This is a genomic window from Synechococcus sp. MIT S9504 (assembly GCF_047497135.1).
In the GTDB taxonomy this organism is placed as follows: domain Bacteria; phylum Cyanobacteriota; class Cyanobacteriia; order PCC-6307; family Cyanobiaceae; genus Synechococcus_C.
Map to the genome: position 1 here is coordinate 2,608,142 of NZ_CP138942.1, position 23,232 is coordinate 2,631,373.

20 protein-coding genes are annotated in these 23,232 nt (G+C 60.1%); 12 read left to right on the forward strand and 8 right to left on the reverse strand.

Annotated elements, in window-relative coordinates; genetic code table 11:
• Nucleotides 1-28: 28 nt before the first annotated feature.
• Nucleotides 29-1,831: an aspartate kinase gene (locus SIB58_RS14255; RefSeq protein ID WP_067327091.1), complete on the forward strand. Its 1,803-nt coding sequence runs from the start codon at nt 29-31 to the stop codon at nt 1,829-1,831.
• An 18-nt stretch (nt 1,832-1,849) separates the two neighbouring features.
• On the opposite strand, the gene uvrB is transcribed toward SIB58_RS14255, so the two are convergent.
• Together uvrB and SIB58_RS14265 are read right to left on the reverse strand one after the other, a co-directional pair.
• On the reverse strand, nt 1,850-3,886 hold the full coding sequence (uvrB, locus tag SIB58_RS14260) for an excinuclease ABC subunit UvrB (protein ID WP_067327093.1): 2,037 nt from the start codon (nt 3,884-3,886) through the stop codon (nt 1,850-1,852).
• A 73-nt stretch (nt 3,887-3,959) separates the two neighbouring features.
• Entirely contained in the window at nt 3,960-4,733 is a 774-nt protein-coding gene (locus SIB58_RS14265) for a DUF561 domain-containing protein (protein ID WP_067327161.1), read from the reverse strand.
• Between the two features lie 73 nt (nt 4,734-4,806).
• Here SIB58_RS14265 and tilS point away from each other — a divergent pair, with 73 nt between their 5' ends.
• Both tilS and SIB58_RS14275 read left to right on the forward strand, forming a co-directional pair.
• Complete coding sequence (gene tilS, locus SIB58_RS14270) at nt 4,807-5,826, forward strand: tRNA lysidine(34) synthetase TilS (protein ID WP_067327096.1); 1,020 nt, start codon at nt 4,807-4,809, stop codon at nt 5,824-5,826.
• A 6-nt stretch (nt 5,827-5,832) separates the two neighbouring features.
• A complete protein-coding gene (locus tag SIB58_RS14275; RefSeq protein ID WP_067327098.1) occupies nt 5,833-6,828 on the forward strand; it encodes a hypothetical protein in 996 nt (331 codons plus the stop codon).
• Here SIB58_RS14275 and SIB58_RS14280 read toward each other — a convergent pair.
• From SIB58_RS14280 to SIB58_RS14290, 3 genes are all read right to left on the reverse strand, one after another.
• Entirely contained in the window at nt 6,814-8,874 is a 2,061-nt protein-coding gene (locus SIB58_RS14280) for a ribonuclease J (protein ID WP_067327103.1), read from the reverse strand. The genes SIB58_RS14275 and SIB58_RS14280 overlap by 15 nt on opposite strands.
• 68 nt (nt 8,875-8,942) lie before the next feature.
• Entirely contained in the window at nt 8,943-9,851 is a 909-nt protein-coding gene (gene dapA / locus SIB58_RS14285; RefSeq protein ID WP_067327105.1) for a 4-hydroxy-tetrahydrodipicolinate synthase, read from the reverse strand.
• A 5-nt stretch (nt 9,852-9,856) separates the two neighbouring features.
• A complete protein-coding gene (locus SIB58_RS14290; RefSeq protein ID WP_414494672.1) occupies nt 9,857-10,849 on the reverse strand; it encodes an aspartate-semialdehyde dehydrogenase in 993 nt (330 codons plus the stop codon).
• A 205-nt stretch (nt 10,850-11,054) separates the two neighbouring features.
• On the opposite strand from SIB58_RS14290, the gene tig reads away from it, so the two are divergent.
• From tig to SIB58_RS14315, 5 genes are all read left to right on the forward strand, one after another.
• Nucleotides 11,055-12,500: a trigger factor gene (gene tig, locus SIB58_RS14295; protein ID WP_067327110.1), complete on the forward strand. Its 1,446-nt coding sequence runs from the start codon at nt 11,055-11,057 to the stop codon at nt 12,498-12,500.
• A gap of 41 nt (nt 12,501-12,541) precedes the next feature.
• Nucleotides 12,542-13,231, forward strand: coding sequence for an ATP-dependent Clp endopeptidase proteolytic subunit ClpP (gene clpP, locus SIB58_RS14300; protein ID WP_066908872.1), 690 nt, complete (start codon nt 12,542-12,544; stop codon nt 13,229-13,231).
• Nucleotides 13,232-13,319: 88 nt separating this feature from the next.
• Nucleotides 13,320-14,675 carry an ATP-dependent protease ATP-binding subunit ClpX gene (clpX, locus tag SIB58_RS14305; RefSeq protein ID WP_066908506.1) on the forward strand — a complete coding sequence of 452 codons (1,356 nt, stop codon included), beginning with the start codon at nt 13,320-13,322 and terminating at the stop codon, nt 14,673-14,675.
• A gap of 126 nt (nt 14,676-14,801) precedes the next feature.
• Nucleotides 14,802-15,506, forward strand: a complete 705-nt coding sequence (locus tag SIB58_RS14310) for a lecithin retinol acyltransferase family protein (RefSeq protein ID WP_067327112.1) — start codon at nt 14,802-14,804, stop codon at nt 15,504-15,506.
• A 23-nt stretch (nt 15,507-15,529) separates the two neighbouring features.
• Entirely contained in the window at nt 15,530-17,485 is a 1,956-nt protein-coding gene (locus SIB58_RS14315) for a DNA polymerase III subunit gamma/tau (RefSeq protein WP_066908512.1), read from the forward strand.
• Here the strand turns inward: SIB58_RS14315 and SIB58_RS14320 are convergent.
• A complete protein-coding gene (locus tag SIB58_RS14320; RefSeq protein WP_066908515.1) occupies nt 17,482-18,855 on the reverse strand; it encodes a glycosyltransferase in 1,374 nt (457 codons plus the stop codon). The two genes, SIB58_RS14315 and SIB58_RS14320, sit on opposite strands and share 4 nt — an antisense overlap.
• Nucleotides 18,856-18,862: 7 nt before the next feature.
• Nucleotides 18,863-20,470, reverse strand: a complete 1,608-nt coding sequence (locus SIB58_RS14325) for a SpoIID/LytB domain-containing protein (RefSeq protein ID WP_066908879.1) — start codon at nt 20,468-20,470, stop codon at nt 18,863-18,865.
• Between the two features lie 106 nt (nt 20,471-20,576).
• Between SIB58_RS14325 and rpmI the strand changes: the two genes are divergently transcribed.
• From rpmI to SIB58_RS14340, 3 genes are all read left to right on the forward strand, one after another.
• Entirely contained in the window at nt 20,577-20,774 is a 198-nt protein-coding gene (gene rpmI, locus SIB58_RS14330; protein WP_066908876.1) for a 50S ribosomal protein L35, read from the forward strand.
• 68 nt (nt 20,775-20,842) lie between these two features.
• A complete protein-coding gene (gene rplT / locus SIB58_RS14335) occupies nt 20,843-21,190 on the forward strand; it encodes a 50S ribosomal protein L20 (RefSeq protein WP_066908518.1) in 348 nt (115 codons plus the stop codon).
• A gap of 34 nt (nt 21,191-21,224) precedes the next feature.
• Complete coding sequence (locus SIB58_RS14340) at nt 21,225-21,815, forward strand: tetratricopeptide repeat protein (protein ID WP_067327115.1); 591 nt, start codon at nt 21,225-21,227, stop codon at nt 21,813-21,815.
• Here SIB58_RS14340 and SIB58_RS14345 read toward each other — a convergent pair.
• Nucleotides 21,783-22,418 carry a hypothetical protein gene (locus SIB58_RS14345; RefSeq protein WP_369813433.1) on the reverse strand — a complete coding sequence of 212 codons (636 nt, stop codon included), beginning with the start codon at nt 22,416-22,418 and terminating at the stop codon, nt 21,783-21,785. The genes SIB58_RS14340 and SIB58_RS14345 overlap by 33 nt on opposite strands.
• Here SIB58_RS14345 and SIB58_RS14350 point away from each other — a divergent pair.
• The gene (locus SIB58_RS14350; protein WP_066908882.1) at nt 22,396-23,205 is read left to right on the forward strand and encodes a thiazole synthase; all 810 of its coding nucleotides are present in this window, start codon (nt 22,396-22,398) and stop codon (nt 23,203-23,205) included. The two genes, SIB58_RS14345 and SIB58_RS14350, sit on opposite strands and share 23 nt — an antisense overlap.
• The last annotated feature ends 27 nt before the right edge of the window (nt 23,206-23,232 follow it).

Consider the following 23,232-nt stretch of genomic DNA (forward strand, 5'->3'; position numbering starts at 1 on the left):
CAATCTCCTGCGACATGAGGCGGCATGGATGGCCCTTCTGGTGCAGAAGTTCGGCGGAACCTCCGTCGGCAGCGTGGAGCGCATCCAGGCCGTGGCCAGGCGTATCGCCAGCTGCAAGGAGGAGGGGCACGATCTGGTGATCGTGGTCTCGGCCATGGGTCACACCACCGATGAATTAACCGCCAAAGCCAACGCCATCAGCAGCAATCCACCCCAGCGGGAAATGGACATGCTGCTGGCCACCGGTGAACAGGTGTCGATTGCGCTGCTCTCCATGGCGTTGCATGAGCTGGGCGTCCCGGCCATCTCCATGACCGGCACCCAGGTGGGCATTGTGACCGAATCCGCCCATGGCAAGGCACGCATCCTCGATGTGCGCACCGATCGACTGCGCAGCCGACTGGCCGAAGGCCGCGTGGTGGTGGTGGCCGGTTTTCAGGGCACGAGCCAGAGCAGCGGCGGCACCGCCGAAATCACCACACTGGGGCGCGGAGGCTCCGACACCTCTGCTGTAGCCCTTGCGGCAGCCCTGGGTGCCGCGGCCTGTGAGATCTACACCGATGTGCCAGGGGTCCTGACCACCGATCCGCGCAAGGTGGAAGACGCCCAGCTGATGGCTCAGGTGAGCTGCGACGAAATGCTCGAGCTGGCCAGTCTCGGCGCTGCCGTGCTGCACCCGCGTGCCGTGGAGATCGCACGCAACTACGGCGTCACGATGGTGGTGCGCTCCAGCTGGAGTGATGAACCCGGCACAACCCTCACCAGCCGCAACTCCCGGCCCATCGGACGCGAGGGTCTTGAACTGGGCAGGCCGGTGGACGGCGCCGAACTGGTGGAGCACCAGGCCGTGCTGGCTCTCTCCCACGTGTCCGATCAGCCCGGCGTTGCCGCCCAGCTGTTCGAAAGCCTGTCTGAGGGAGGCGTGAATGTGGACCTGATCATCCAGGCCACCCACGACGGCAACAGCAACGACATCACCTTCACCGTGGCTGAAACCGACCTGGAGAGGGCTCGCAGCATTTGTGAATCCCTGATCCAGAAGCTAGGCGGTGAGCTGGTCGCCCAGTCCGGGATGAGCAAGCTGAGCATCAGCGGCGCCGGCATCATGGGTCGCCCGGGCATTGCCGCCGGTCTGTTCCAGACCCTCTCCCGGGTGGGCATCAATCTGCGTGTGATCGCAACCAGTGAGGTGAAGGTCAGCTGTGTGATCAACGCCGACGTGGGCAGCAAAGCCCTGCAGGCCACCCAGGAAGCCTTCGAACTGGAGGCCGGTCAGATCAGCCTCAATCCCAGCGCGAGCGGCGAAGCTGAGCCGGAAGTGCGTGGCGTGGCCCTCGACCGTGACCAAGCCCAGGTCAGCGTGCGCCATGTACCCGACAAACCCGGAACCGCCGGAGCCCTCTGCAATGCGCTGGCCGACGCGGGCATCAGCCTCGATGCCATCGTCCAGTCGGAACGCCAGCACGCCGATGGCAGCCGAGATATCAGTTTCACCTTGAAACGTGAGGACCGCACTGCGGCAGATCGCGCCCTGAGTGCTTTGCTGGCTCAGTGGCCTGGAGCCCTGCTCGAAGACGGTCCAGCCATTGCCAGGGTCAGTGCCGTGGGCGCGGGCATGCCTGCAACGGCGGGCACCGCAGGGCGGATGTTCCGTTTTCTGGCGGAAGCAGGCGTCAACATCGAAATGATCGCTACCAGTGAGATCCGCACCAGCTGCGTGGTCGCTGAGGCCGATGGTGTGGCAGCACTTCAGGCCGTGCATGCCGGTTTCCAGCTGGGCGGCAGCACCCGCCATGCAGCCGAGGGAAGCGAATCACCCCTGGTGGCCTAGCGGAGGAGCCTCAGCAGCTCAGCTCTGACCCACCAGCTTCTGACGCAGCTTCTTGATCCGATCACGAAGGTTGGCAGCCTCCTCAAAATCAAGCTTCTTGGCCGAGTCCTTCATCTTGACCTCGAGCTGATCGATCAGTTCGGGCAAGGCATCGAGAGCCAGGCCATCAGTGTCATCTTCCAATGCCTGCACGGCCTTGCCGGCCACTTGTACCAGGTCTGCGTCGGGGCCATCGGTCTTGAGTTTTCGCGAGAGCTCCAGAAACGAAAGAATTGAATTGCTTGCCTTTTTACCGGCCGCCGTCGGCACAATTCCATGCTGTTCGTTGTGGACCTGTTGGATCTTGCGCCGCCGTTCGGTCTCCTCGATCGCCTTCGCCATCGAATCCGTCATGTTGTCGGCATACAGCAGCGCAACCCCCTCCACATGCCGTGCAGCCCGGCCGATCGTCTGAATCAGTGATCGCTGCGCTCGCAGGAATCCTTCCTTATCAGCATCCAGGATTGCCACCAGGCTCACCTCGGGCAGATCCAGGCCTTCTCGCAGCAGGTTCACACCAACGAGCACGTCGTACTCACCCAGGCGCAGATCCTGAATGATCTCGATGCGCTCAATCGAATGGATCTCCGAGTGCAAGTAGCGCACCCGCACCTTGTTCTCGGCCAGATAGTCCGTGAGGTCTTCCGCCATGCGCTTGGTGAGTGTGGTCACCAGCACGCGCTGCTGCTTCTCGGCCCGCGTGCGGATCTCTCCCAGCAAGTCGTCGATCTGACCTGTTGTCGGCCTCACCTCCACAACCGGGTCCAGCACTCCCGTGGGACGGATGACCTGCTCCGCCACCTGGCCATCACTCACCTTCACTTCCCAGTCACCAGGCGTGGCACTCACAAACACGGTCTGGCGTGCCTTCGTCCAGAACTCTTCGCCTTTAAGCGGCCGATTGTCGGCTGCACTGGGAAGACGAAAACCGTGATCGATCAACACCTTCTTACGGGCCTGATCGCCGTTGTACATGGCCTGAAGCTGTGAACAAGTGACATGGCTCTCATCAACAATCAGCAGCCAGTCGTCGGGGAAGTAATCGATCAGGCATTCCGGCGCGGAGCCCGGTTCACGTCCGGCCAGATGACGGGCGTAGTTCTCAACGCCATTGCAATAGCCCACCTGCTGCAGCATCTCCAGGTCGTAGGTGGTGCGTTGCTCCAGGCGCTGAGCTTCCAGCAACTTTCCTTCGGTTTGCAGAAACTCCAGTCGGTCTTTGAGCTCATGGCGGATATCCTTCACCGCCGAATCCAAACGATCCTTCGGCGTCACAAAGTGCTTGGCCGGGTAGATATTGATGGTGTCCAGACTCTGCAGAATTTCGCCCGTGGTGGGGTCGACATAGCGGATCGCCTCCACCTCATCACCGAACAGCTCCACCCGCACTAGACGATCTTCATAAGCAGGACCGATTTCCAACACATCGCCCTTCACGCGAAAGCGACCGCGAGTGATGTCCATATCATTACGGCTGTACTGGTTATTTACCAATTCGCGCAAGGAGCCCCTTAAATCAAGAGACTCGCCCACCCGAAACTGCACCGATGCCTTCAGGTATTCGCTGGGGATTCCCAGTCCATAGATGCAACTGATGGAAGCCACAACAATCACATCGCGCCTTTCAAACAACGATCGCGTCGCTGAGTGGCGCAGCATGTCGATCTCTTCGTTGATCGATGCTGTTTTGGCGATGTATGTATCACTCACCGGCACATACGCTTCCGGCTGGTAATAGTCGTAATAGGAGATGAAATATTCCACAGCATTGTTGGGAAAGAATTCCCTCAGCTCATTGCAAAGCTGTGCCGCCAGAGTCTTGTTATGAGCCAACACCAGGGCAGGACGTCCGGTCTGAGCAATGACATTGGCCATCGTGAACGTTTTGCCCGTGCCGGTCGCACCCAGAAGAGTCTGATAACGACGACCACCATTCACACCTTCCACCAGTTGAGTGATCGCCATCGGCTGATCACCTTTGGGGGCATAGGGCGCAGTCAGGTCGTAGGCAGGCATGGTCCTCGCGCTTTAAACCCTGAATTGGGCACTCACGTTACGGGGCCCATTGGCGCGCGCGTGTCCGCAGCAATCAGACGCGGCTGGTGACCTCACGACCTAAGGCTTCACGCAGACCACGCACCACAGCGACCATGGACAACTCATCATCGAGGCGATTCACCGCGGAACCAACGCCCACACCCGCTGCGCCAGCTGCGATCGCCATCGGCACGGTGACAGCTGAAAGACCCGATGCACACAGCACCGGTGCCGTCTCACCGGCATTCTGCAAAGCAGCACTGATGCTGTGAGCCGCGGCCAGAGTGGGAGCTGCCTTCTCAATCAGGCCAAGGCTGCCGGCGCTGAATGGTTTGGCACTGGTACCACCCTCGGTTTGGATCAGATCGGCACCGGCCGCCACCAGATCCACGGCCAGCTGTTCCTGCTGATCCATCGGCAACACGTGGGGAACGGTGACGCTCAGCACCACCTCAGGCAGCAATCCACGAGAGCGGCGTGTGAGTTCCAGCACCTCGTCGGCTCCGAAGATGCGCCCCTGGGGATAGAAGCAATCGAAATTACCGATCTCCACCATCACAGCTCCTGCAGCAACAGCAGCGGGAAACTGCTCGGGCTCAACAGACGACACGCAGACCGGCAGGCCAGCGGATGCCTCAACCGCCAGCTTTACCAGTTCCGCATCACAGGCCACATCAATCAAATTGGCCCCACCCAGACCAGCGGCGCGGGACACACGAGCGACCGAGTCCGCGTCGAAGTTCATCAGACCGGCAATCACCTTCAGCGAGGAACGCTGTTCCAGGCTGCGGCGGAGAGCAGCAGGCAGCAGAGAAAGGCGGGACATCAAGCTGACATCAGATGGATACATTCTCCCACCGCATGAACAGCCAGGATCGAAGCCACACCCAACCAGAGCAATGACAGCCGGCGAGCCTTGGCTGAACTGGCACGACAGGCTTCACCGCCAACTTCTACAAAATCCCCAGCTGTTGCCCAAAGGGGCAACCCTTTTACTGGCGATTTCCGGCGGTCAGGACTCGATGGCTCTGCTGGGGCTGCTGAGGGATCTGTCCAGTAGACATCACTGGACTCTGCAGCTCTGGCATGGAGACCATGGCTGGCATCCAAGGTCCGCTCGCATTGCCGCCGATTTGACCAGCTGGTGCCAGACGCATCAACTGCCCCTGCTGGTCAGTACCAGCACATTCAGCACCACCGGCAGCGAAGCTAAAGCCCGTGCATGGCGTTACGCCCAGCTTCATCAGGCCTGTCAACAGCTCAACCTCCACAAGACAGGCGAACCGTGCCGTACTGTCGTGACCGCACACACCGCCAGCGACCGAGCCGAATCCTTGCTGTTACAACTCAGCCGAGGAACGGATCTGGCCGGGCTGGGCAACATGCGTTGGCAACGGACCCTGAATGCGGATGCAACGGATGACATTCAACTGGTCCGACCATTGCTGCATTTCAGCCGTGACGACACGTCCGCCATCTGCCGGGACCTGCAACTGCCGATCTGGACAGATCCGAGCAACAGCGATCCACGCTTCGATCGCAACCGCATCCGTCAGGAGGTCCTACCGGTGCTGGAGGCCCTGCACCCCGGCTGCAGCAGGCGCATGGCTGAGCTGAGCGAGCGAGTGTCCCAGCTGCAGGACACCCAGAGCGCACTAGTGAAGCTGAGTCTGGAGAATCTGAAGGGTGCTGACGGTGCCTTGAAGCGAACGCCCTTACAACAACTCCCCGATTCGGCAAGACGACTGCTTTTGCACGGATGGCTTCAGGCCCAGGGCATGCCAGCACTCTCGGCCCGACAGCTTGAAGAACTGAGCAGTGCCATCGGTCCCAGCCAACCGCCCGGCGAGCGCCATCTGGCAGGTCAGAAGCGACTCCACTGGTGCCGGAACTGGGTACAACTGGAGAACAACCGCTGAACCCCATTGGACGGCGACTTCCAAAGCAAGTACCTCGCCGCTGAAAAAGCCTATGGCGCTGGTGATTTCGAGGCTGCGCAATCGATCACCCTTGAACTGCTCAGTCAGCTGGAACCAATACCGGAAGAGGGTGCTGAACGGGATGCGGTTTTGGCATGGCGAGCCTTCGTGGCTCTGCTGGCGGGTCACATTGTCCTGTATGGCTTTCAGGAGCCTGCTCAGGCTCGGAAGTTTTACCAACTGGTACTGGCCAGCAACCCCCAAGACACGTTGCGGGAACTGGCGGAACAAGGCCTTGAACGGACCCGTGGCACGCCGGAGTTGGTGACCGGATCGGAGCAGGTGATTGATCAAGATGAGGATCAATGCACGCAGCCTGCGCAAACAACGGGCTCCCTGGCCTTGATCGCAGACCCCTTTCTCAGCGCGGCATCCGCCAAGGAGGACTCTCTGCAGCCGACGGTGATCACAACCGCGATGCCCTGGCTCAAGGACGAGCAAATCGTGGGCAGCCACATCCAAACACCCTCCAACCAGATCAGCGCTCTGGCTGACCCTGAGCCCGAAGCGGAAGCTCAGCCCATCACTGAACTGGAACCTAAGCCTGAGACAACATCCACGATCACCGAGATCAACACTGTGATCAACGATGAGCCATCAGACAGCATTCGTGACCAAACACCCTCCAACCAGATCAGCGCTCTGGCTGACCCTGAGCCCGAAGCGGAAGCTCAGCCCATCACTGAACTGGAACCTGAGCCTGACTGCGAATCTGAACCCAGCGGTGAGCTCGCCCATGGAACAACAATTGAAGTCGTCACCATCGCAACCAAGCCCAAAGCCGATCCGGAGATCAGGGAAGCCATCATCAAACGGCTGGAAGCGGGCAATTTGCTGGTGACGCTCCCAGATAAGGCACTGGAGCCCACCAAGAAAAGCTCGGTGGGCGACCAACCCAAAAACCGTTGGTCGTGGCTGCGAACAACCTTACGCAGCCGCTGAGCGACGACGACGGGTGCGGCCAGCGGGCATGTCCTGATCGACTGCTGGGGCTGGAGCGGCAGGCGCAGGCACCTTGGCTGGCTCAGGGGCTTTTGAAGCTGCAACCACAGGTTGCTTCGCTGCAGCCGACTTGGCCTCAACAGCAGCTGAGCGAGCTGTCGTGATCACCCGCGCTGGCGTGACTTCCCGGTTGCGATCTCGACCACCACCGTCACGACCTCCACCGTGGCGACCAGCTCCATGACCACTGCCATGGCGACCACCACGACCCCGCGGCGCCGGACGATCATCGGGCTCGGAGTCCGCTCGACCCTTGTACACAGGTGTTCCTGCCGGTGCGGGCTGCACCAGACAGAGAATCAAAGGCTCCACCTGAAGTTCACGGCGCATTCGGCGGCTGAGGCCAACCTCCACTTCCCGCTGTACACCCATCCAGTCCACATCAGGGGCTTTGCCACCGGTGTTGCGGGTCAGCTGCTTCCAGCGATTCTCGAGCACCCACTTGATTTCGCGTTCCGTCCACAGCGACATCTTGCGGGCATCGGCAGTGGTGACGACACCGCGAAGATTCACGCGAGGCGGGGCCACCATGGCGCCATCGGTGCTGATTGCAGCCAGGATCGTGACGATGCCGTCTTCCGCCAGTTGCTGACGCTCCTTGAGCACGCGAGCGTCAACAATGCCGTTCCGCGACTGATCGAGCAGCTCGATACCAGCCTTCACAGGGTCAGACTTGGTGATTGAGTCTGCGGTGAGCTCAACAACATCGCCGTTATCAATGATCAGCGTGTTGTTCTCGGGAACGCCCATGGAATGACCGGTCCTGGCATGACGCACCAGCATGCGGTGCTCACCGTGCACGGGCACGAAAAATTTCGGACGGGTGAGCGCCAGCATCAGCTTCTGGTCTTCCTGGAAGCCATGGCCAGAGACATGAATGCCCTCTCCCTTTCCGTAGACCACCTTGGCGCCCAGCATCATCAGTCTGTCGATCGTGTTCACCACGGAAATGGTGTTTCCTGGAATCGGGCTTGCCGAGAAGATGATCGTGTCGGAGCTTTTGACTCTCACCTGCGGGTGTTCACCGCGGGAGATGCGGCTCAGTGCCGCAAGGGGCTCACCCTGACTGCCGGTCATCAGCAGCAGGGTCTCGCGATCGGAGACATTGTTGATCTGCTTGATCGGCACAAACAACTCATCCGGAGCACGCATGTAGCCCAGCTCACGGGCCTTGGCGATCACATTGAGCATGGAGCGACCCAGCAAGCCAACCTTGCGCCCGTTCTTGAGGGCGAGCTCAAGGATCATCGACACACGATGGATTGAACTGGCAAAGGTGGTGACGATCACTCGCCCATCGGCCTCGGCGATGTGACGGTCAAGGTTGGAGAACACAGACCGCTCGGGAGGACAGAAGCCCGGCACCTCGGCATTGGTGGAATCGCTGAACAAACAGAGAACTCCCTTGTCGCCATGGTGAGCCAGACGGGCCAGATCGAAGTGCTCGCCGTCAACAGGGGTGTGATCGAACTTGAAGTCGCCTGTGAAAATGATCGTTCCGACAGGCGTGGAGATGGCAAGCGAAAAGCTGTCGGCCATCGAGTGGGTGTTGCGGATGAACTCCACTGAGAAGTGCTGACCCACCTTCACCACATCGCGAGGTCCGACGGTCTGCAGGGTGGTGCGATCGGCGACGCCGGCTTCATCCATCTTTCCGGTGAGCATCGAAAGAGCCAGTCGCGGCCCGTAGATCACCGGAATATTGAAGTGCTTGAGATGGTGGGCGATCCCACCGATGTGGTCTTCATGACCATGGGTGACGATCATGCCGCGGATACGCTTCTGGTTCTCGCGCAGGAAGCTGGTATCGGGCAGAACCACGTTCACGCCGTGCATGCCATCGCTGGGGAAGGCGAGGCCGGCATCAACCAGCATCAGGTCATCGCCGTATTCAAAAACGCAGGTGTTCTTGCCGATTTCATGCAGTCCTCCGAGAGGGATCACTCTCAGGGTTGGTTGCTTGGTCTGGGCAGTTGTGACGGTCATGGGATCGCTTGGGTATGGAGAAAATCAATCAGGGAGGCGCACTTCAGCGCTGGTCAACAGCCTTGGCGTCAGGTCTGACGCAGGGCATCAAGGGCTTCGGAGAGGGCAGCGCGCATGGCAGGCTCCAGCGGAACGAGGGGAAGTCGGGGAGCACCCACCGGCCAACCACTCAATTCGAGAGCGGCTTTGACCGGAATGGGGTTGGTGGTGGCGAAAAGGGCCTTGAACAAAGGCAGTAACTGCTCGTGATGTGAAAGAGCGACTGCGTTCTGACCAGCCAGATAAGCCTCAATCATGTTGCGCAGTCGACGCCCCACTACATGGCTGGCCACACTCACGACACCCACAGCGCCCACAGACAGCATCGGCAGTGTGAGGGCATCATCACCGCTGTAGATCGCCAGGCGGTGACCACAGGCCTGTCGTAACTGGGACACTTCTTCCGTGGTTCCACTGGCGGCCTTGAAGCTCATCACATTGGCGCAATTCATCAGCCTCGCAACTGAGTCCGGTTGCATGCTGCAACCTGTCCTGCCGGGAATGTTGTAAAGCATCAGCGGCAGGTCAGCAGCAGCCTCAGCGATGGCGCGGAAATGGGCTTCCATCCCGTCCTGAGGGGGTTTGTTGTAGTAGGGCACCACCACTAGAGCACCATCAGCACCGGCTGCCGCAGCCTCGCGGGTGGCCTCAACCGCTTCGCGGGTGCAATTACTGCCGGTTCCTGCCAGCACATGCACACCGGGACCAACGGCCTGCCGCACGGCCTCGAACATCTTCAGTTGCTCGCTCCAGCTGAGCGTGGGGGACTCTCCGGTGGTTCCACACACCACGAGACCTTCCGATCCCTCATCAACCAGGTGACGGGCCAGACGACCTGCGAGCGCCAGATCCACGGCGCCTTCTGCATCGAAGGGGGTGACCATGGCCGTCACCAAACGACCGAAAGGAGTTGGAGAGAGTTCTGCAGCGGTACTCATAACGTTCAGGCGGCGGGCAACAGCAATTCGGCGATCTGAATGGCGTTGAGCGCCGCACCTTTACGAATCTGATCTCCACAAAGCCAGAATTCGAGTGCTTTCTCTTCACTGATGTCCTGTCGGATCCTCCCCACAACAACGGGATCACGACCAGTCACATCCGTGGGCATGGGAAAACGGTTGCTGGCAGGGTCTTCAAGCAGTTCCACACCCGGCGCAGCAGCGAGAAGCTCCCTGGCTTCAGTCACGGAAAAGGGCTCAGTGAATTCCACATTGACCGCTTCTGAATGGGCACGAAGGACCGGCACCCGCACACAGGTTGCCGTGAACCGAAGCTGCGGCAAACCCATGATCTTGCGGGTTTCATGGACCATCTTCATTTCCTCTTCGCAGTAACTGTTGGACTGCAGTGGTGAGTTGTGCAGAAAAAGATTGAAGGCCAGCGAGTGGGGAAGCACTTCACTTTTGGGGGTGCCGCCATCGAGCACGACCCGGGACAGATCCTTCAGTTCCTCCATGGCCCGGGCACCGGCACCACTGGCTGACTGATAGGTGCTCACGACAACCCTGTGCATCGGACGCTTGGCAGCAAGAGGAGCCAGAGCCAGCGTGAGGATGATCGTGGTGCAGTTGGGGTTGGCGATCACCCCCTTGTGCTCAGCAGCAGCCTCCGGATTCACCTCAGGAACCACCAGGGGCACGCCGTCTTCCATGCGGAAGGCACTGGAGTTATCCACCATCACGGCACCGGCGGAAACAATCGCTTCTCGCCATTGGCGCGACACCGAACCGCCAGCGGATGCCAGCACCAGATCAACTCCCTGGAATGAGGACTCAGAAACTTCCTGAACCGTGATCGCCTGTCCGTTCCATTGACAGACCTGCCCTGCTGAACGGGCCGAGGCCAGCAGACGCAACTCAGCCACTGGGAAATTGCGCTCCTGAAGCAGCTGAAGCAACTCCTGCCCCACCGCACCACTGGCACCGAGGACGGCCACCGTCAGAGGTCGATTCGGTAACTGGTTAACAGGGGTCAAACGGACGGGGACTCAGATACAGACGGGCAGGTGGTGCAACCACCGGCTGCAACAACCCTGAACACTTGAAGACAGGGTGTGGCTTTTCCTACAAAGAAGCTTACGCGGGGGTGATGGTCAGGCACTTAATTAATGTGTTGGGCTGCTTGTACCTGCGACCCAGCCGATGAGTGCCGCCAGCCTGAAGGTTTCCACCTCCTCCCGTCCCGGTAGCCGACTGGCCGTGGAGGTCGCTGTTCCTGCAGAACGCTGTGAGGCCAGTTACGAGGAAGCAATCAAGCGGCTGAGCCGCAGTGTCAATCTGCCGGGCTTCCGCAAGGGCAAAGTTCCCCGCACCGTTCTGGTTCAGCAGCTGGGTGCTCTGCGGATCCGCGCTACAGCACTGGAAACACTTGTTGACAGCGTTTGGCGTGATGCCCTCGAACAGGAAACGATTGAAGCTCTCGGCCAGCCCGAACTGAGCGGCGGCTTCGATGAACTGCTCGAGAGCTTCAAGCCTGGAGAAGGCCTCACTCTGACGTTGGAAACCGACGTCGCCCCAACACCGAAGCTGAAGAGCACGAAGGGTCTGAAGGCCGAGGCCGAAAACGTCAGCTACGACCCGGCGCGCGTGGACGAAATGCTGGAGGACTCACGCCGCCAACTGGCCACCGTGGTTCCCGTTGAAGGACGCAAGGCGGAGAAGGGAGATATCGCTGTTGTGGACTTTAAGGGCATCTACAGCGATGACGGCAGTGAGATCGAGGGCGGCAGCGCCGATTCCATGGATGTCGATCTCGAGCATGGGCGCATGATCCCAGGCTTCATTGAAGGTGTGGTGGGCATGGCAGTCGGAGACAGCAAGACGGTGGACTGCACATTCCCTGAGGACTATCCCAAGGAAGATGCACGCGGACGCAAGGCCAGCTTTGACATCGAACTGAAAGACCTCAAGACTCGCGAGCTGCCTGAGCTGAACGACGAGTTCGCGAAGCAGGCCAGCGAGCAGGAGTCCCTGGCGGATCTGCGCAGCGACCTTGAACAACGTCTCAAGGATGACGCCGAACGCCGCGCACGCAGCAACCGCCACGACGCTCTGCTGGCCGCTCTGGTGGAACAACTGGAAGTCGAACTTCCCGAAAGCCTGATCCAACAGGAGGTTCGCAATCTGGTGGAACAGACCGCTGGACAATTTGCCCAGCAGGGAATGGATGTGAAATCGCTGTTCACTCCCGAACTGGTCCGCAACCTGATGGACTCCTCACGCCCTGAAGCTGAGGAGCGCCTGCGCCGAAGCCTTGCTCTAACAGCCCTGGCAGAGAGTGAAAAGCTCACTGTCGAGGACAGCGAGCTTGAGGCCAAACTCGAGGATGTGAAGCAACAGCTTTCCGGCGAGCGCGACATCGACCCCGAGCGGCTTCGTCAGGCTGTGCTTGATGATCTGCTTCAAGAGAAGCTTCTGGGCTGGCTGGAAGAGAACAGCACCATCACCGACAAAGCTCCGGAAGACTCTGAGAAAGATGACAAGGGATCAGCCAAGAAGGCCGCAGCCAAGAGCGACAAACCCGCTGCAAAGAAAAAAACAACCAAAGCAAAAAGCGCCAAGAAGGACAGTGATGGCGCCGAAGCCTGATCTGCAGCCATAGATTGCTTGCAAAGCCCGCTAGCCGCCGAGTGATCGACGACCGCATTCACCATCCGATTCAGAACCGCTGGCGGGGGATTCAGCCTGTCTCGCAGCATCCTCAGGCAGCTCCTGGCGTGCTGCCGACAGTGGTTGAACAGTCCGGTCGAGGTGACCGCGCCTTCGACATCTATTCCAGATTGCTGCGCGAGCGGATCATCTTCTTAGGCACCGGTGTGGACGATCAGGTGGCGGACGCCCTGGTGGCTCAGCTGCTGTTCCTGGAAGCGGAGGATCCCGAGAAGGACATTCAGATCTACATCAATTCCCCAGGCGGCTCTGTGACTGCCGGCCTGGCGATCTACGACACCATGCAGCAAGTGGCGCCTGACATTGTCACCATCTGCTACGGCCTGGCAGCTTCCATGGGAGCCTTCCTGCTGTCCGGAGGTGCCAAAGGCAAGCGACTGGCGCTTCCCAATGCTCGAATCATGATCCACCAACCCCTTGGTGGTGCTCAGGGGCAAGCAGTGGATATTGAAATCCAGGCCAAGGAGATCCTGTTCCTCAAACAAACCCTCAACGGTCTCATGGCCGATCACACCGGACAGCCACTGGAGAAGATCGCTGAAGACACGGACCGTGACAACTTCATGTCTCCCGCCGAAGCCGTCACTTACGGCCTGATTGATCGCGTCGTGGACAGTTTCGGAGACGGAGAAATCGTTACGGAGGGCTGACATCAGCCCGTTCTGTCGCGATCCTCAGTACCTGGGCCGAGTTCCATTCGATCCAGCTCTGTGTTCCGACTGACCTGCGAAGCGCCCGATGGCCAAGTTCGACGCCCATCTGAAGTGCTCCTTCTGCGGAAAGTCCCAGGAGCAAGTGCGCAAGCTGATTGCAGGCCCTGGCGTCTACATCTGTGATGAGTGCATCGATCTCTGCAACGAGATCCTGGATGAGGAGCTGATCGATGCTCAGGGTGGTAGCCGGCAGGGCAATGAGCCGACCAGGAAGAGCGGCTCAAACCAGCCCCGCAAGACCTCCAAGCCTGCGCCGACCCTCGCCTCCATTCCCAAACCACAGGAGATCAAGGGTTTCCTGGACCAGCAGGTCGTGGGACAGGACGCTGCCAAGAAAATCATGTCGGTGGCGGTTTACAACCACTACAAGCGCCTGGCCTGGCAGGGAGACGGCAAAGGGGAGACTGAACAGACCGCCACCAGGCTGCACAAATCCAACATTCTTCTGATCGGCCCAACGGGCTGTGGCAAGACGCTGCTTGCCCAAACCCTCGCGGAGATGCTGGATGTGCCCTTCGCCGTGGCCGACGCCACCACCCTCACGGAAGCGGGCTACGTCGGTGAGGACGTGGAGAACATCCTGCTGCGGCTGCTCCAGAAGGCCGACATGGATGTGGATCTCGCCCAACGGGGGATCATCTACATCGACGAGATCGACAAGATCGCCCGTAAGAGCGAAAACCCATCGATCACCAGGGATGTTTCCGGTGAGGGAGTGCAGCAGGCTCTGCTCAAGATGCTTGAAGGCACTGTGGCCAACGTTCCCCCCCAGGGCGGCCGCAAGCATCCCTATCAGGACTGCATCCAGATCGACACCAGCCAGATCCTGTTCATCTGTGGTGGTGCCTTCGTGGGATTGGACGATGTGGTGCAGAAACGCATGGGTCGGAACGCCATTGGCTTCGTGCCCAGCGACAGCCGCGGTCGCGGCAAGGCCACTCGCGATCTTCAGGCTTCACAGGTGCTGCGTCACCTCGAACCGGATGATCTGGTGAAGTACGGGCTGATCCCCGAATTCATCGGTCGCATGCCCGTGAGCGCTGTCCTGGATCCGCTGGACAAACACGCTCTTGAATCCATCCTCACCGAACCGAGGGATGCCCTGGTCAAGCAGTTCCGAACCCTCTTGAGCATGGACAATGTGAAGCTTGACTTCGAGGCAGGAGCCATCGAAGCCATCGCTCAGGAGGCGCATCGTCGCAAGACCGGAGCCAGAGCTTTGCGCGGCATTGTGGAAGAGCTGATGCTCGATCTCATGTACGAGTTGCCCTCTCGCAAAAACGTGCCTGACTTCACGATCACCCGCGCCATGGTGGAGGAACACACAGGCGGCAAGGTGCTGTCTCTGCCCGGCAAGGATCGCCAGCAGGAATCAGCCTGATCGCCATGGCCAACTCTTGAGGGTTCTGAACACAACTCATTCAGACCCAACCACTGCGGTTCGGAAGCCCCCCAGTTCCTGAGAAGGAACTCCGCGACAGACTCAAGCGAGCCCTTCTTCACGGCCATGGCCACCGCCGACCATCTGAGGGTCCCTCGTCAGCACGGTTTGTTTCTGCACCACGGGATCGATCTGGGCGATGGAACGGTCGCCCATTACCTGGAGGGTCGTGAAATCCTGCGCAGCTCCCTGGAAGATTTCAGCCGCGGTGAGGAGGTGAGCATGGTCAGCCATGAACAGGCCTCACCTGCTGGGGTGACCCTGAGAAGGGCCATGAGCAGGATTGGCGAACAGAACTACAACCTGCTGTTCAACAACTGCGAGCACTTCGCCAACTGGTGCAAAACGGGTCGGCACAGGAGCGGTCAAGTGGAGGACTGGCTCCACACAGGCAGCCTCGGTGCACTCGCATTCGGCCAGCTGATGCCTGCGGCTCTGCTCACCGGACTGGGTGTGTTGCTGCGTAAAGGGGTGGTCGATGAACAGTCACGCCAACGCGCCCGGCGTGCTCTGGAACACCTGCAGAAACTGCGAATACGCCTGATGCAGAAACTGGACAGCACCCTCGAGCAGGCGGAGACCTGGATGCAAGGCATGCCTGGTCAGGGAGCCGATGAACGGGTCGATCGACGCAGTCGGCAGCTGTTGCTCACGGGCCGGGGCATCGCCGATGAACTGGCAGCCGTCGAAGACATGGAAGACAAGCTGCATTCACTGCTGGATGAGACCTCTCAAGAAGAAGGCACAGTTTCAGGACCAGAACCTCGGTAGCCTCAGCATCCTGCCGGCAGTGCATGAGCCAGCCGTACCAGCCACTGCATCACAAGTACCGGCCCCAACGGCTTGATCAGCTGGTGGGTCAGGAAGCGATTGCGGCCACCCTCGGCCATGCCCTGCGAACCGGACGCATTGCACCGGCTTATCTGTTCAGCGGACCTCGAGGAACGGGTAAGACCTCCAGCGCCCGCATCCTTGCCCGTTCACTCAACTGCCTCAGCAACGACGGCCCGACGCCGGAACCCTGTGGCAACTGCGAACTGTGCAACTCAATCGCCGCAGGCACAGCACTGGATGTGATCGAGATCGATGCCGCCTCCAACACCGGCGTCGACAACATCCGCGACCTGATCGAGCGCTCAAGGTTCGCTCCAGTGCAGGCGCGCTGGAAGGTTTATGTGGTTGACGAGTGCCACATGCTCTCCACCGCAGCCTTCAATGCGCTGCTCAAGACCCTGGAGGAACCACCTCCACAGGTGGTGTTCGTGCTGGCCACAACCGACCCACAGAGGGTTCTGCCCACCATCCTCAGCCGCTGCCAGCGATTTGACTTTCGGCGCATTCCTCTCGATGCACTCGAGCAGCACCTTCAGTGGATCGCTGCGGAGGAATCGATTCCGATCCAACCGGAAGCTCTGCATGTGGTGGCCCAACGAGCCCAGGGGGGGCTGCGCGATGCAGAGAGCTTGCTGGATCAGCTCAGCCTTCTACCTGGACCGATCGAAGCCGGAGCGGTATGGGATTTGCTGGGAGCGGTTCCTGAGCAGGAGTTGCTGGAGCTGGTGAAAGCCATGAGCACCAGTGAGCCGGTGACATTGCTGGAAGCCAGCCGGCAACTGCTTGACCGCGGCCGCGATGCCGGATCGGTGCTGCAGGGAATGGCAGGGATCCTGCGGGATCTCGTGCTGATGGCCGCTGCTCCAGATCGACCTGAGCTCACAGGTGTCTCTCCACAGTTCCGCGATCAACTGCCTCCCCTGGCCAAATCCATTGGCCGGACACGACTGCTGCAATGGCAGGGCCAGTTGCGAGGTGCTGAACAACAGCTTCGTCAGAGCGTGCAGCCTCGCCTTTGGCTGGAGGTGCTGCTGCTCGGTCTGCTGGCTGAACCAGCCGCCTCGACAGTCGCAGCAACCTCAGCACCGGCAGCAACTCGCGTGAGCTCTGCAGCTCCGGTGTCCTCATCAGCTGTTCCACCGCCAGCTCCTGCCCAGGTTCCAGCTGTTGCTGCAGCAGCTGTTGCTTCAAAAGCCGGTGCTTCAACAGCTGTGCCAGAGGTGAGCCTTCCCGACACATCCACAACCCCTTCGCCACCAAAGCAGTCCACTACTGCATCCGAACCGCAGGCACAAGAAGCTGCAACGACTCCTGCTGCAAGCCAAGACCTCGGCGAGCTCTGGCAGCAAATTCTGGCCAGCCTGGAACTTCCCTCCACGCGAATGCTGCTCTCGCAGCAAGCCCGACTGACACGGATCGACAGCCACCGCGCTGTGGTGCAGGTGTCCGGGAACTGGATGGGCATGGTGCAGAGCCGCGCAGCCTTGCTGGAGAAGGCGATTGCGAGTGCCATGGGAGGCAACCGTCAACTGGTCCTCGAAAACCATGGAGGAGCAGCACCCATGGCAGCTATGCCGAGCGCACCTGCACCCAAACCTGCACCAGCGCCGGCAGCAGTTCCCAGCAATGGCGCTCAGCTTCCTTCAACCGCTCAGTCGGCCGCTGTTGTTCCGAACAATGCAGCATCTGCAGCACCCCCATCAACATCGGCTCCTGCCCAGCCACCGCCTGCAGCTGCAGCTCCCTCGATGGCAAGCGGCCAGGCTCCTTCCGTTCAGACAGGCCATGCGACGGTGTCTTCTCAACCAACAACGGCTCCACCAGTCCGCCCTGAGCCTTCCGCCATGGATGACAAAGTGAAACGCTTCGCTGACTTCTTCAACGGTCAGGTTCTGGACGTGGACCTCAACAGCTAGATCCCAGGCTCTGAAGCCTGAAGTGTCTCTCCCTCTCCGCTGTGCGTGGTCTTGGCCCAGACCAGTCGTTTGGGAAGAAACGCCATGCGAAGGGTGACCCAGGGGATCACAAGGAACCAGTGACTGAGATAGGCGATACCAAGCAGAAGATTGAAAACACCTGGCGAAGGCAAATCGGGCCCTTCGCTGGGGCGTCGACAGCCACGCCAGTAGGCAACACCGGACACGCTGAAGGCCACGATCGACAGAGGCCAGTAAGCGGGCGTGGTGCGGCTGATCACACTCGTGAGCAGATCCGCCCAGGAGACCACGGGAAGGGCGTACTGAAGCAGGAAGAAACAAGCCACATCGCTGCGCTGGGCAGGGGTCAGACGCGACGAAATCAAGCCAGGCCAGTAGTCGAGAAAGCGTTGCAGTCCTCCTTCGGCCCAACGCTGACGCTGCTTCCAGAGTGCCTGAAGCGACTCAACAGCCTCCTCCTGCACGGGTGGATCCCAGAGGATGCCGATCCGAGCTCCCTGCAAGATCAAACGAAAACTCAGATCCAGATCGTCGGTGACGGTGTCCTCGTTGAAACCACCGCAGGCCTCCAGCAGATCGCGGCGCAAAAGCTCACCATTGCCACGAAGTTCAGCCACTCCACCACCGGCAAGCCGTCCATCCTGAAGCTGGGCATCAAATGCCATTTCCATGGCCTGAGCACGGGTTAACCAGTTGCTGCTGGCATTGGTGACTGCCTTGCGCATCTGGACAGCTGACCAGTCGCCGCTGGTTGCGAAGGGCATCAACCGTTCCAGCTGATCAGAACCCAGCTGTGCATCCGCATCAAGAATCAGCAGCCATTCACCCTTGGTCTGAGCCAGGGCGGCATTGAGAGCACCGGACTTTCCTCCACCGGCATTGCGAGGGCGGCTGATCACCTGTAGGGACGGGAATCGGATCTGAAGCTCTGCGAGGCGGTCAGGAGTGCGGTCTTCGCTGCCGTCATCCACCACACACAAGCTCAGACGACCATCGGGGTAGCGCAAGGCACTGAGCCGCTCTACAAGCCGGGTGACAACCGCTTCCTCATCTCGGGCAGCAACCACCACATCCACTGTGGGGAATAACTCTGCAGCCTTTGAAGGGGAATCGTCCGAATCGCTGCCGTTGTTCTGCGTGGTCTGCTGATCATGACCTCGCATCAAGGTGCGCAGGGCATACCCCCCGAGCAGCATCGCCAGAGTGAAGGCAGGGATCAGGCTCCGGGATGGATCCAGCCAATGGGGCACCGCACCGGCCCAGCCACAGGCCGCCAGGAAGAAGACCGTCTTGCCGCGTCGGTGATCTCCAGTCCCTGCGGCCACAGCCCTCCCACCACGACGAAACATGGGGACTTTAGGGGGCCTCAGCAGGTACGGACCCGGCAGGAACTGTGAAAGGCCCCAGCTGCGTTCCGGGGTAATAGTGCTGAAGGATCCGCTGAGCACTCCAACCGCGATCGGCCAGATCGATTGCACCTGCCTGGGACAGCCCCACTCCATGGCCAAACCCTCCGCCTCGGAAGCGCCAGACCCCCGCCCCTTCAGCTTCAACAACAAACAACGTGCTGGGCAAACGGCGAAGGGTGCGCCGGATGGCATCCAGTTTCAGAACCACAGGCGCCGCTCCACGATCCCGGTCAAGTTCAAGCGAGAGCACCCGGCCACTGGGCCCGCGCTTCTGCACGCTGATCGATGTGGGAGCAGCATTCCCCTGACCGGCAGCGGCAAGTGCCTGACCAAGCTGTCCTGCGGTGTAGACGCGACTCCAGCGAAAACGGGGATGACCTGCTCCATAAGCACCATCCCCGCCTTTCAGCAGAGACTGCACACCCTGGTTGCTGCTCAGAGGCAGGGAGAGCGACTGACCCCAGGAGCTCAGGCCATCCGCCTGCACCCTCACGTAGGGCAGTGGCTCCATGTCCCAGGCCTCCTCAGCGTGAGCACTGACTCCGCCATTGGTGGCGTGATACACGGCATGAATCGGCTGCCCATCCCACAACAAAACCTCACCAGCCGTGGCACGGATGGCCTGTCGCACCGATGGGCTGGCCATCCGTGGATCGCTGTACACCTGGCATTGGGTGTCACTGCAGAGGTGATATCCATCCAGAGCAAAGCGATGGCTGTTGGCCAAAGCCCAGGTGCGGGCCAGCACGGCCTGGGCCTGTAACGCCGCCGCTGGGGATCCGGCTCCGATCTCATGGGGCACCACACCCTCGAGATAACGCTCGAGCGGAAGCTTCTCCAGCAACGTCCAGCTGCCGTAGGCATCCGCCTGAAGACGGAACGGTCCACGCAGAACCCCACCCTTCCAGCGCATGCCGTCGGAAGCTTGCACCTGCAGAGGCCCCTGCAGGGTTCGACCACCCGTGGGGCCCTCGAGCACGGGCATCACAACACTGCTGATGCGCTCACTGACATCGCGCAATGACACACCTGAAAGATCCTGCGCATCAGCAGGAGCCCAAACCTCCCATTCGCCTGGATGGGCCACCTGAGCCTTCACCCCCTGAGCACCCCATCGCTGGGCGATCTGGTCCGCAGACTCGAAACTCGCGAAGGGTCCCGCAACACGTCGGGCAACGTCGAGAGGTTCCGGAAGAGCAACCAGTCGCCAGCTGAAGCGCAGCCGGTCAGCCGACGACACAAGCTTTCCGGTCCGATCCCGCAGTTGCAGAGGAGCCGCTCCCGCGCTGATCAACGTCAATTGAGCAGCCGATCGATCGGGCCGCGTTCCCGCCCCGAGATGATCATCGAGTGATACCCAGAGAACGGAATTCCTGGCCGAGGGCGGCAAGGGAACGCGTCGATGAGTCGGAACCGCAACAACCTCAGACTGAGGAGAAGGCTGCTCAATGACCTGCTGCTCAATGACCTCGGCCTGACAGCCCAGGGCAGCACAGACCGGAAGCCAGATCCAGGGGAGGAGTCTGAAGACTGCATCTGGTGCAGAACGAGACATGGCAGCGGGCTTGACAGCGGATCTGAGCATGAAGCTGGACAAAGGGTTTGGCTGAAGGGGGGGTGAGGTTCTATGTTTGTCGTTTGTGCAACGCGTCGCCAGAGAAATGCCCAAGCTCAAGACCCGCAAAGCAGCCGCCAAGCGGTTCAAAGCAACAGGCACAGGCAAATTCCTGCGACGTCGCGCATTTCACAATCACCTCCTGGATCACAAAAGTCCGAAATTGAAGCGACACCTGAAAACGAAAGCTGTCGTTGATCGCACTGACGAAGAGCGCGTGGCCCTGATGATGCCCTACGCCTGAGTCCTAGCTCGCTTTCAGAGCAGTGACGGATCTGAACACATCTCCCTTAACTCCCTTTCTCAAGACCCATGGCACGCGTTAAAAGAGGCAACGTCGCCCGTAAGCGGCGCAACAAGATCCTCCGCCTGGCTCGCGGCTTCCGCGGCAGCAACGGAACCCTCTTCCGCACCGCCAATCAGCGGGTCATGAAGGCTTTGTGCAACGCCTACCGTGACCGGCGGCGGCGTAAGCGTGATTTTCGCCGTTTGTGGATTGCCAGAATCAACGCTGCAGCTCGCTTGAATGGGGTGAGTTACAGCCGTTTGATCGGTGGCCTCAAAAAAGCGGATGTGCGCCTGAACCGCAAAATGCTGGCACAAATGGCAGTGGCGGACCCCTCCAGCTTCGCCAATGTGGTGAATGCAACTCAGGCTTGAATAGCGTCCCTTCACGGGCGCTCAACCAGCCTTCATGAATTCCTTCCTGCCGCAGACCTACCTGCTTGGGCTGATCGGCTTGCTTGCAATTGCTGCCGTCATTGCAGGTCGTCAGCTTCTACGAGTGCGTCGTGATGAATTGGAGCTCATTCGTCTCGAGCAGTCCGAAGCCGGATCCTCCAAAGATGCCGGCGATCTTTATGAGCTCGCCTGTGTCCAACTACGCAAGCGTCTGTACCCGAAGGCCACAGCGACATTGCGTCAGGCCGTGAAACGCCTGAACCAAGAACCCCAGGAAGCACGGGCACTGATCCAGAACGCACTGGGATTTTCTCTGGCTGCTCAGAAGGATTTTTCTGGCGCTGTGCGTCATTACAAATTCGCTCTGCAGGCGAAGCAGGATTATCCAGTGGCCCTCAACAATCTCGCCTTTGCACAGGAGCGACTTCTCAACAGGGAGGAGGCAGCTGAGCTGTACCGCAAAGTGCTAACGCTTGACCCCGCGAACAAAACAGCAAAAAACCGACTGAAACGTTTGGAGCGGACAGCCAAAGGTCGAACAAGCAGCTCATTCATCGAACCGCAGAAGAACTCACCAGAGAGCCCTGACGGCAGGGGCTTCTGAACCAGGGCAGCTTGGAGCCAGACTGAGGCTGCCTCCACGATTGGTGATTCGTGGAGCCTGCCAACTCGAAAGGGTCATCCCTTGAAGACCGAGGTAACTGCCACCCGGCTCGAGTTCATCCGTGAGCTGGCTAGCGAGAGGCAATAAATCCACTTGGTCAGATGAGGCATTGAGATTGCCCTGCACCGGAGTGCTGATCTCGCCGATCTGCATGTTTCCCCTCAGATCAACCATCTGTCCGATGGGCTGAACACTCGCCAGGGTGAGCTTCACATCGACGCTGTTGCCGCTTGTGAAAGACATATAACTGCCGCACCACTCTCTGGGCATCGACGTTGCGATATTGGCGGCCCTGGCGATCGGATCAAAACGCTGAACCAAACCTTCAATCTCAAGTGGATCCTCCAAGGTGGAGGCATCAAGAGGTAAGGACGGTTCGAACGTCGCCGGAATCTCGATCGGCGCGTTCATGTCCATAGTGATGGGCATGACGAGAACGGATGATTGCCGCAGGGTAGGTCCCTCAACCGTGGCCTGTTCGACTTCCGATCCGGTTCCCCACCAGTCCGCAGCTCCTTCAATGGCATCGACCCCGCCCAGCACCGACCCACTTCTGATCGGTGGTCGGCAGTTCAACAGCAGGCTGTTCACCGGCACGGGCAAATATCCCAATCTGGAAGCGATGCAGCAAAGCCTCGTTCGCTCCGATTGCGACATGGTGACCGTGGCCGTCAGGCGCGTGCAAACCGTGGCAGCCGGACATGCCGGCCTGATGGAGGCCATCGACTGGACACGGATCTGGATGCTGCCCAACACCGCAGGCTGTGCCAATGCTGATGAAGCCGTGCGCGTAGCCAGGCTGGGCCGCGAGCTGGCCAAGCTTGCAGGTCAGGAGGACAACACGTTTGTGAAGCTGGAGGTGATTCCTGACGGCCGTCACCTGTTACCTGACCCCTTCGGAACTCTTGAGGCTGCCGAACAGCTTGTGAAGGAAGGATTTACGGTGCTGCCCTACATCAATGCCGATCCGCTGCTTGCACAACGGCTGGAGGAGGTGGGCTGCGCAACAGTGATGCCTCTGGGCTCACCGATCGGATCCGGTCAGGGACTGCGCAACGCTTCCAACATTGCGCTGATCATCGAGAACGCCGGTGTTCCAGTCGTGGTGGACGCAGGGATCGGGGTACCGAGTGAAGCCGCTGCGGCCCTGGAAATGGGTGCTGATGCGGTCTTGGTGAACAGCGCCATTGCCCTGGCGGGCAACCCAGCGGCCATGGCTGAAGCGATGGGTCAGGCCGTTCAAGCGGGTCGCACGGCTTACCTTTCAGGCCGACTTCCGAAACTCGAACAAGCCAGTGCCAGCTCTCCAACCACCGGCCTGGTCAAGTAAAGAGTGGTGAAGTGACATGAAGCAAGC

Bases quoted from the DNA above. Each gene is read 5' to 3' on its own strand.
- SIB58_RS14255 (WP_067327091.1), top strand. From the start codon at position 29: ATGGCCCTTCTGGTGCAGAAGTTCGGCGGAACCTCCGTCGGCAGCGTG.
- rplT (WP_066908518.1), top strand. From the start codon at position 20,843: ATGGCACGCGTTAAAAGAGGCAACGTCGCCCGTAAGCGGCGCAACAAG.
- SIB58_RS14340 (WP_067327115.1), top strand. From the start codon at position 21,225: ATGAATTCCTTCCTGCCGCAGACCTACCTGCTTGGGCTGATCGGCTTG.
- SIB58_RS14315 (WP_066908512.1), top strand. From the start codon at position 15,530: ATGAGCCAGCCGTACCAGCCACTGCATCACAAGTACCGGCCCCAACGG.
- tig (WP_067327110.1), top strand. From the start codon at position 11,055: ATGAGTGCCGCCAGCCTGAAGGTTTCCACCTCCTCCCGTCCCGGTAGC.
- SIB58_RS14310 (WP_067327112.1), top strand. From the start codon at position 14,802: ATGGCCACCGCCGACCATCTGAGGGTCCCTCGTCAGCACGGTTTGTTT.
- SIB58_RS14350 (WP_066908882.1), top strand. From the start codon at position 22,396: ATGGCATCGACCCCGCCCAGCACCGACCCACTTCTGATCGGTGGTCGG.
- tilS (WP_067327096.1), top strand. From the start codon at position 4,807: ATGACAGCCGGCGAGCCTTGGCTGAACTGGCACGACAGGCTTCACCGC.
- SIB58_RS14265 (WP_067327161.1), bottom strand. From the start codon at position 4,733: ATGTCCCGCCTTTCTCTGCTGCCTGCTGCTCTCCGCCGCAGCCTGGAA.
- SIB58_RS14280 (WP_067327103.1), bottom strand. From the start codon at position 8,874: ATGACCGTCACAACTGCCCAGACCAAGCAACCAACCCTGAGAGTGATC.
- clpX (WP_066908506.1), top strand. From the start codon at position 13,320: ATGGCCAAGTTCGACGCCCATCTGAAGTGCTCCTTCTGCGGAAAGTCC.
- SIB58_RS14320 (WP_066908515.1), bottom strand. From the start codon at position 18,855: ATGTTTCGTCGTGGTGGGAGGGCTGTGGCCGCAGGGACTGGAGATCAC.
- uvrB (WP_067327093.1), bottom strand. From the start codon at position 3,886: ATGCCTGCCTACGACCTGACTGCGCCCTATGCCCCCAAAGGTGATCAG.
- rpmI (WP_066908876.1), top strand. From the start codon at position 20,577: ATGCCCAAGCTCAAGACCCGCAAAGCAGCCGCCAAGCGGTTCAAAGCA.
- SIB58_RS14325 (WP_066908879.1), bottom strand. From the start codon at position 20,470: ATGTCTCGTTCTGCACCAGATGCAGTCTTCAGACTCCTCCCCTGGATC.
- dapA (WP_067327105.1), bottom strand. From the start codon at position 9,851: ATGAGTACCGCTGCAGAACTCTCTCCAACTCCTTTCGGTCGTTTGGTG.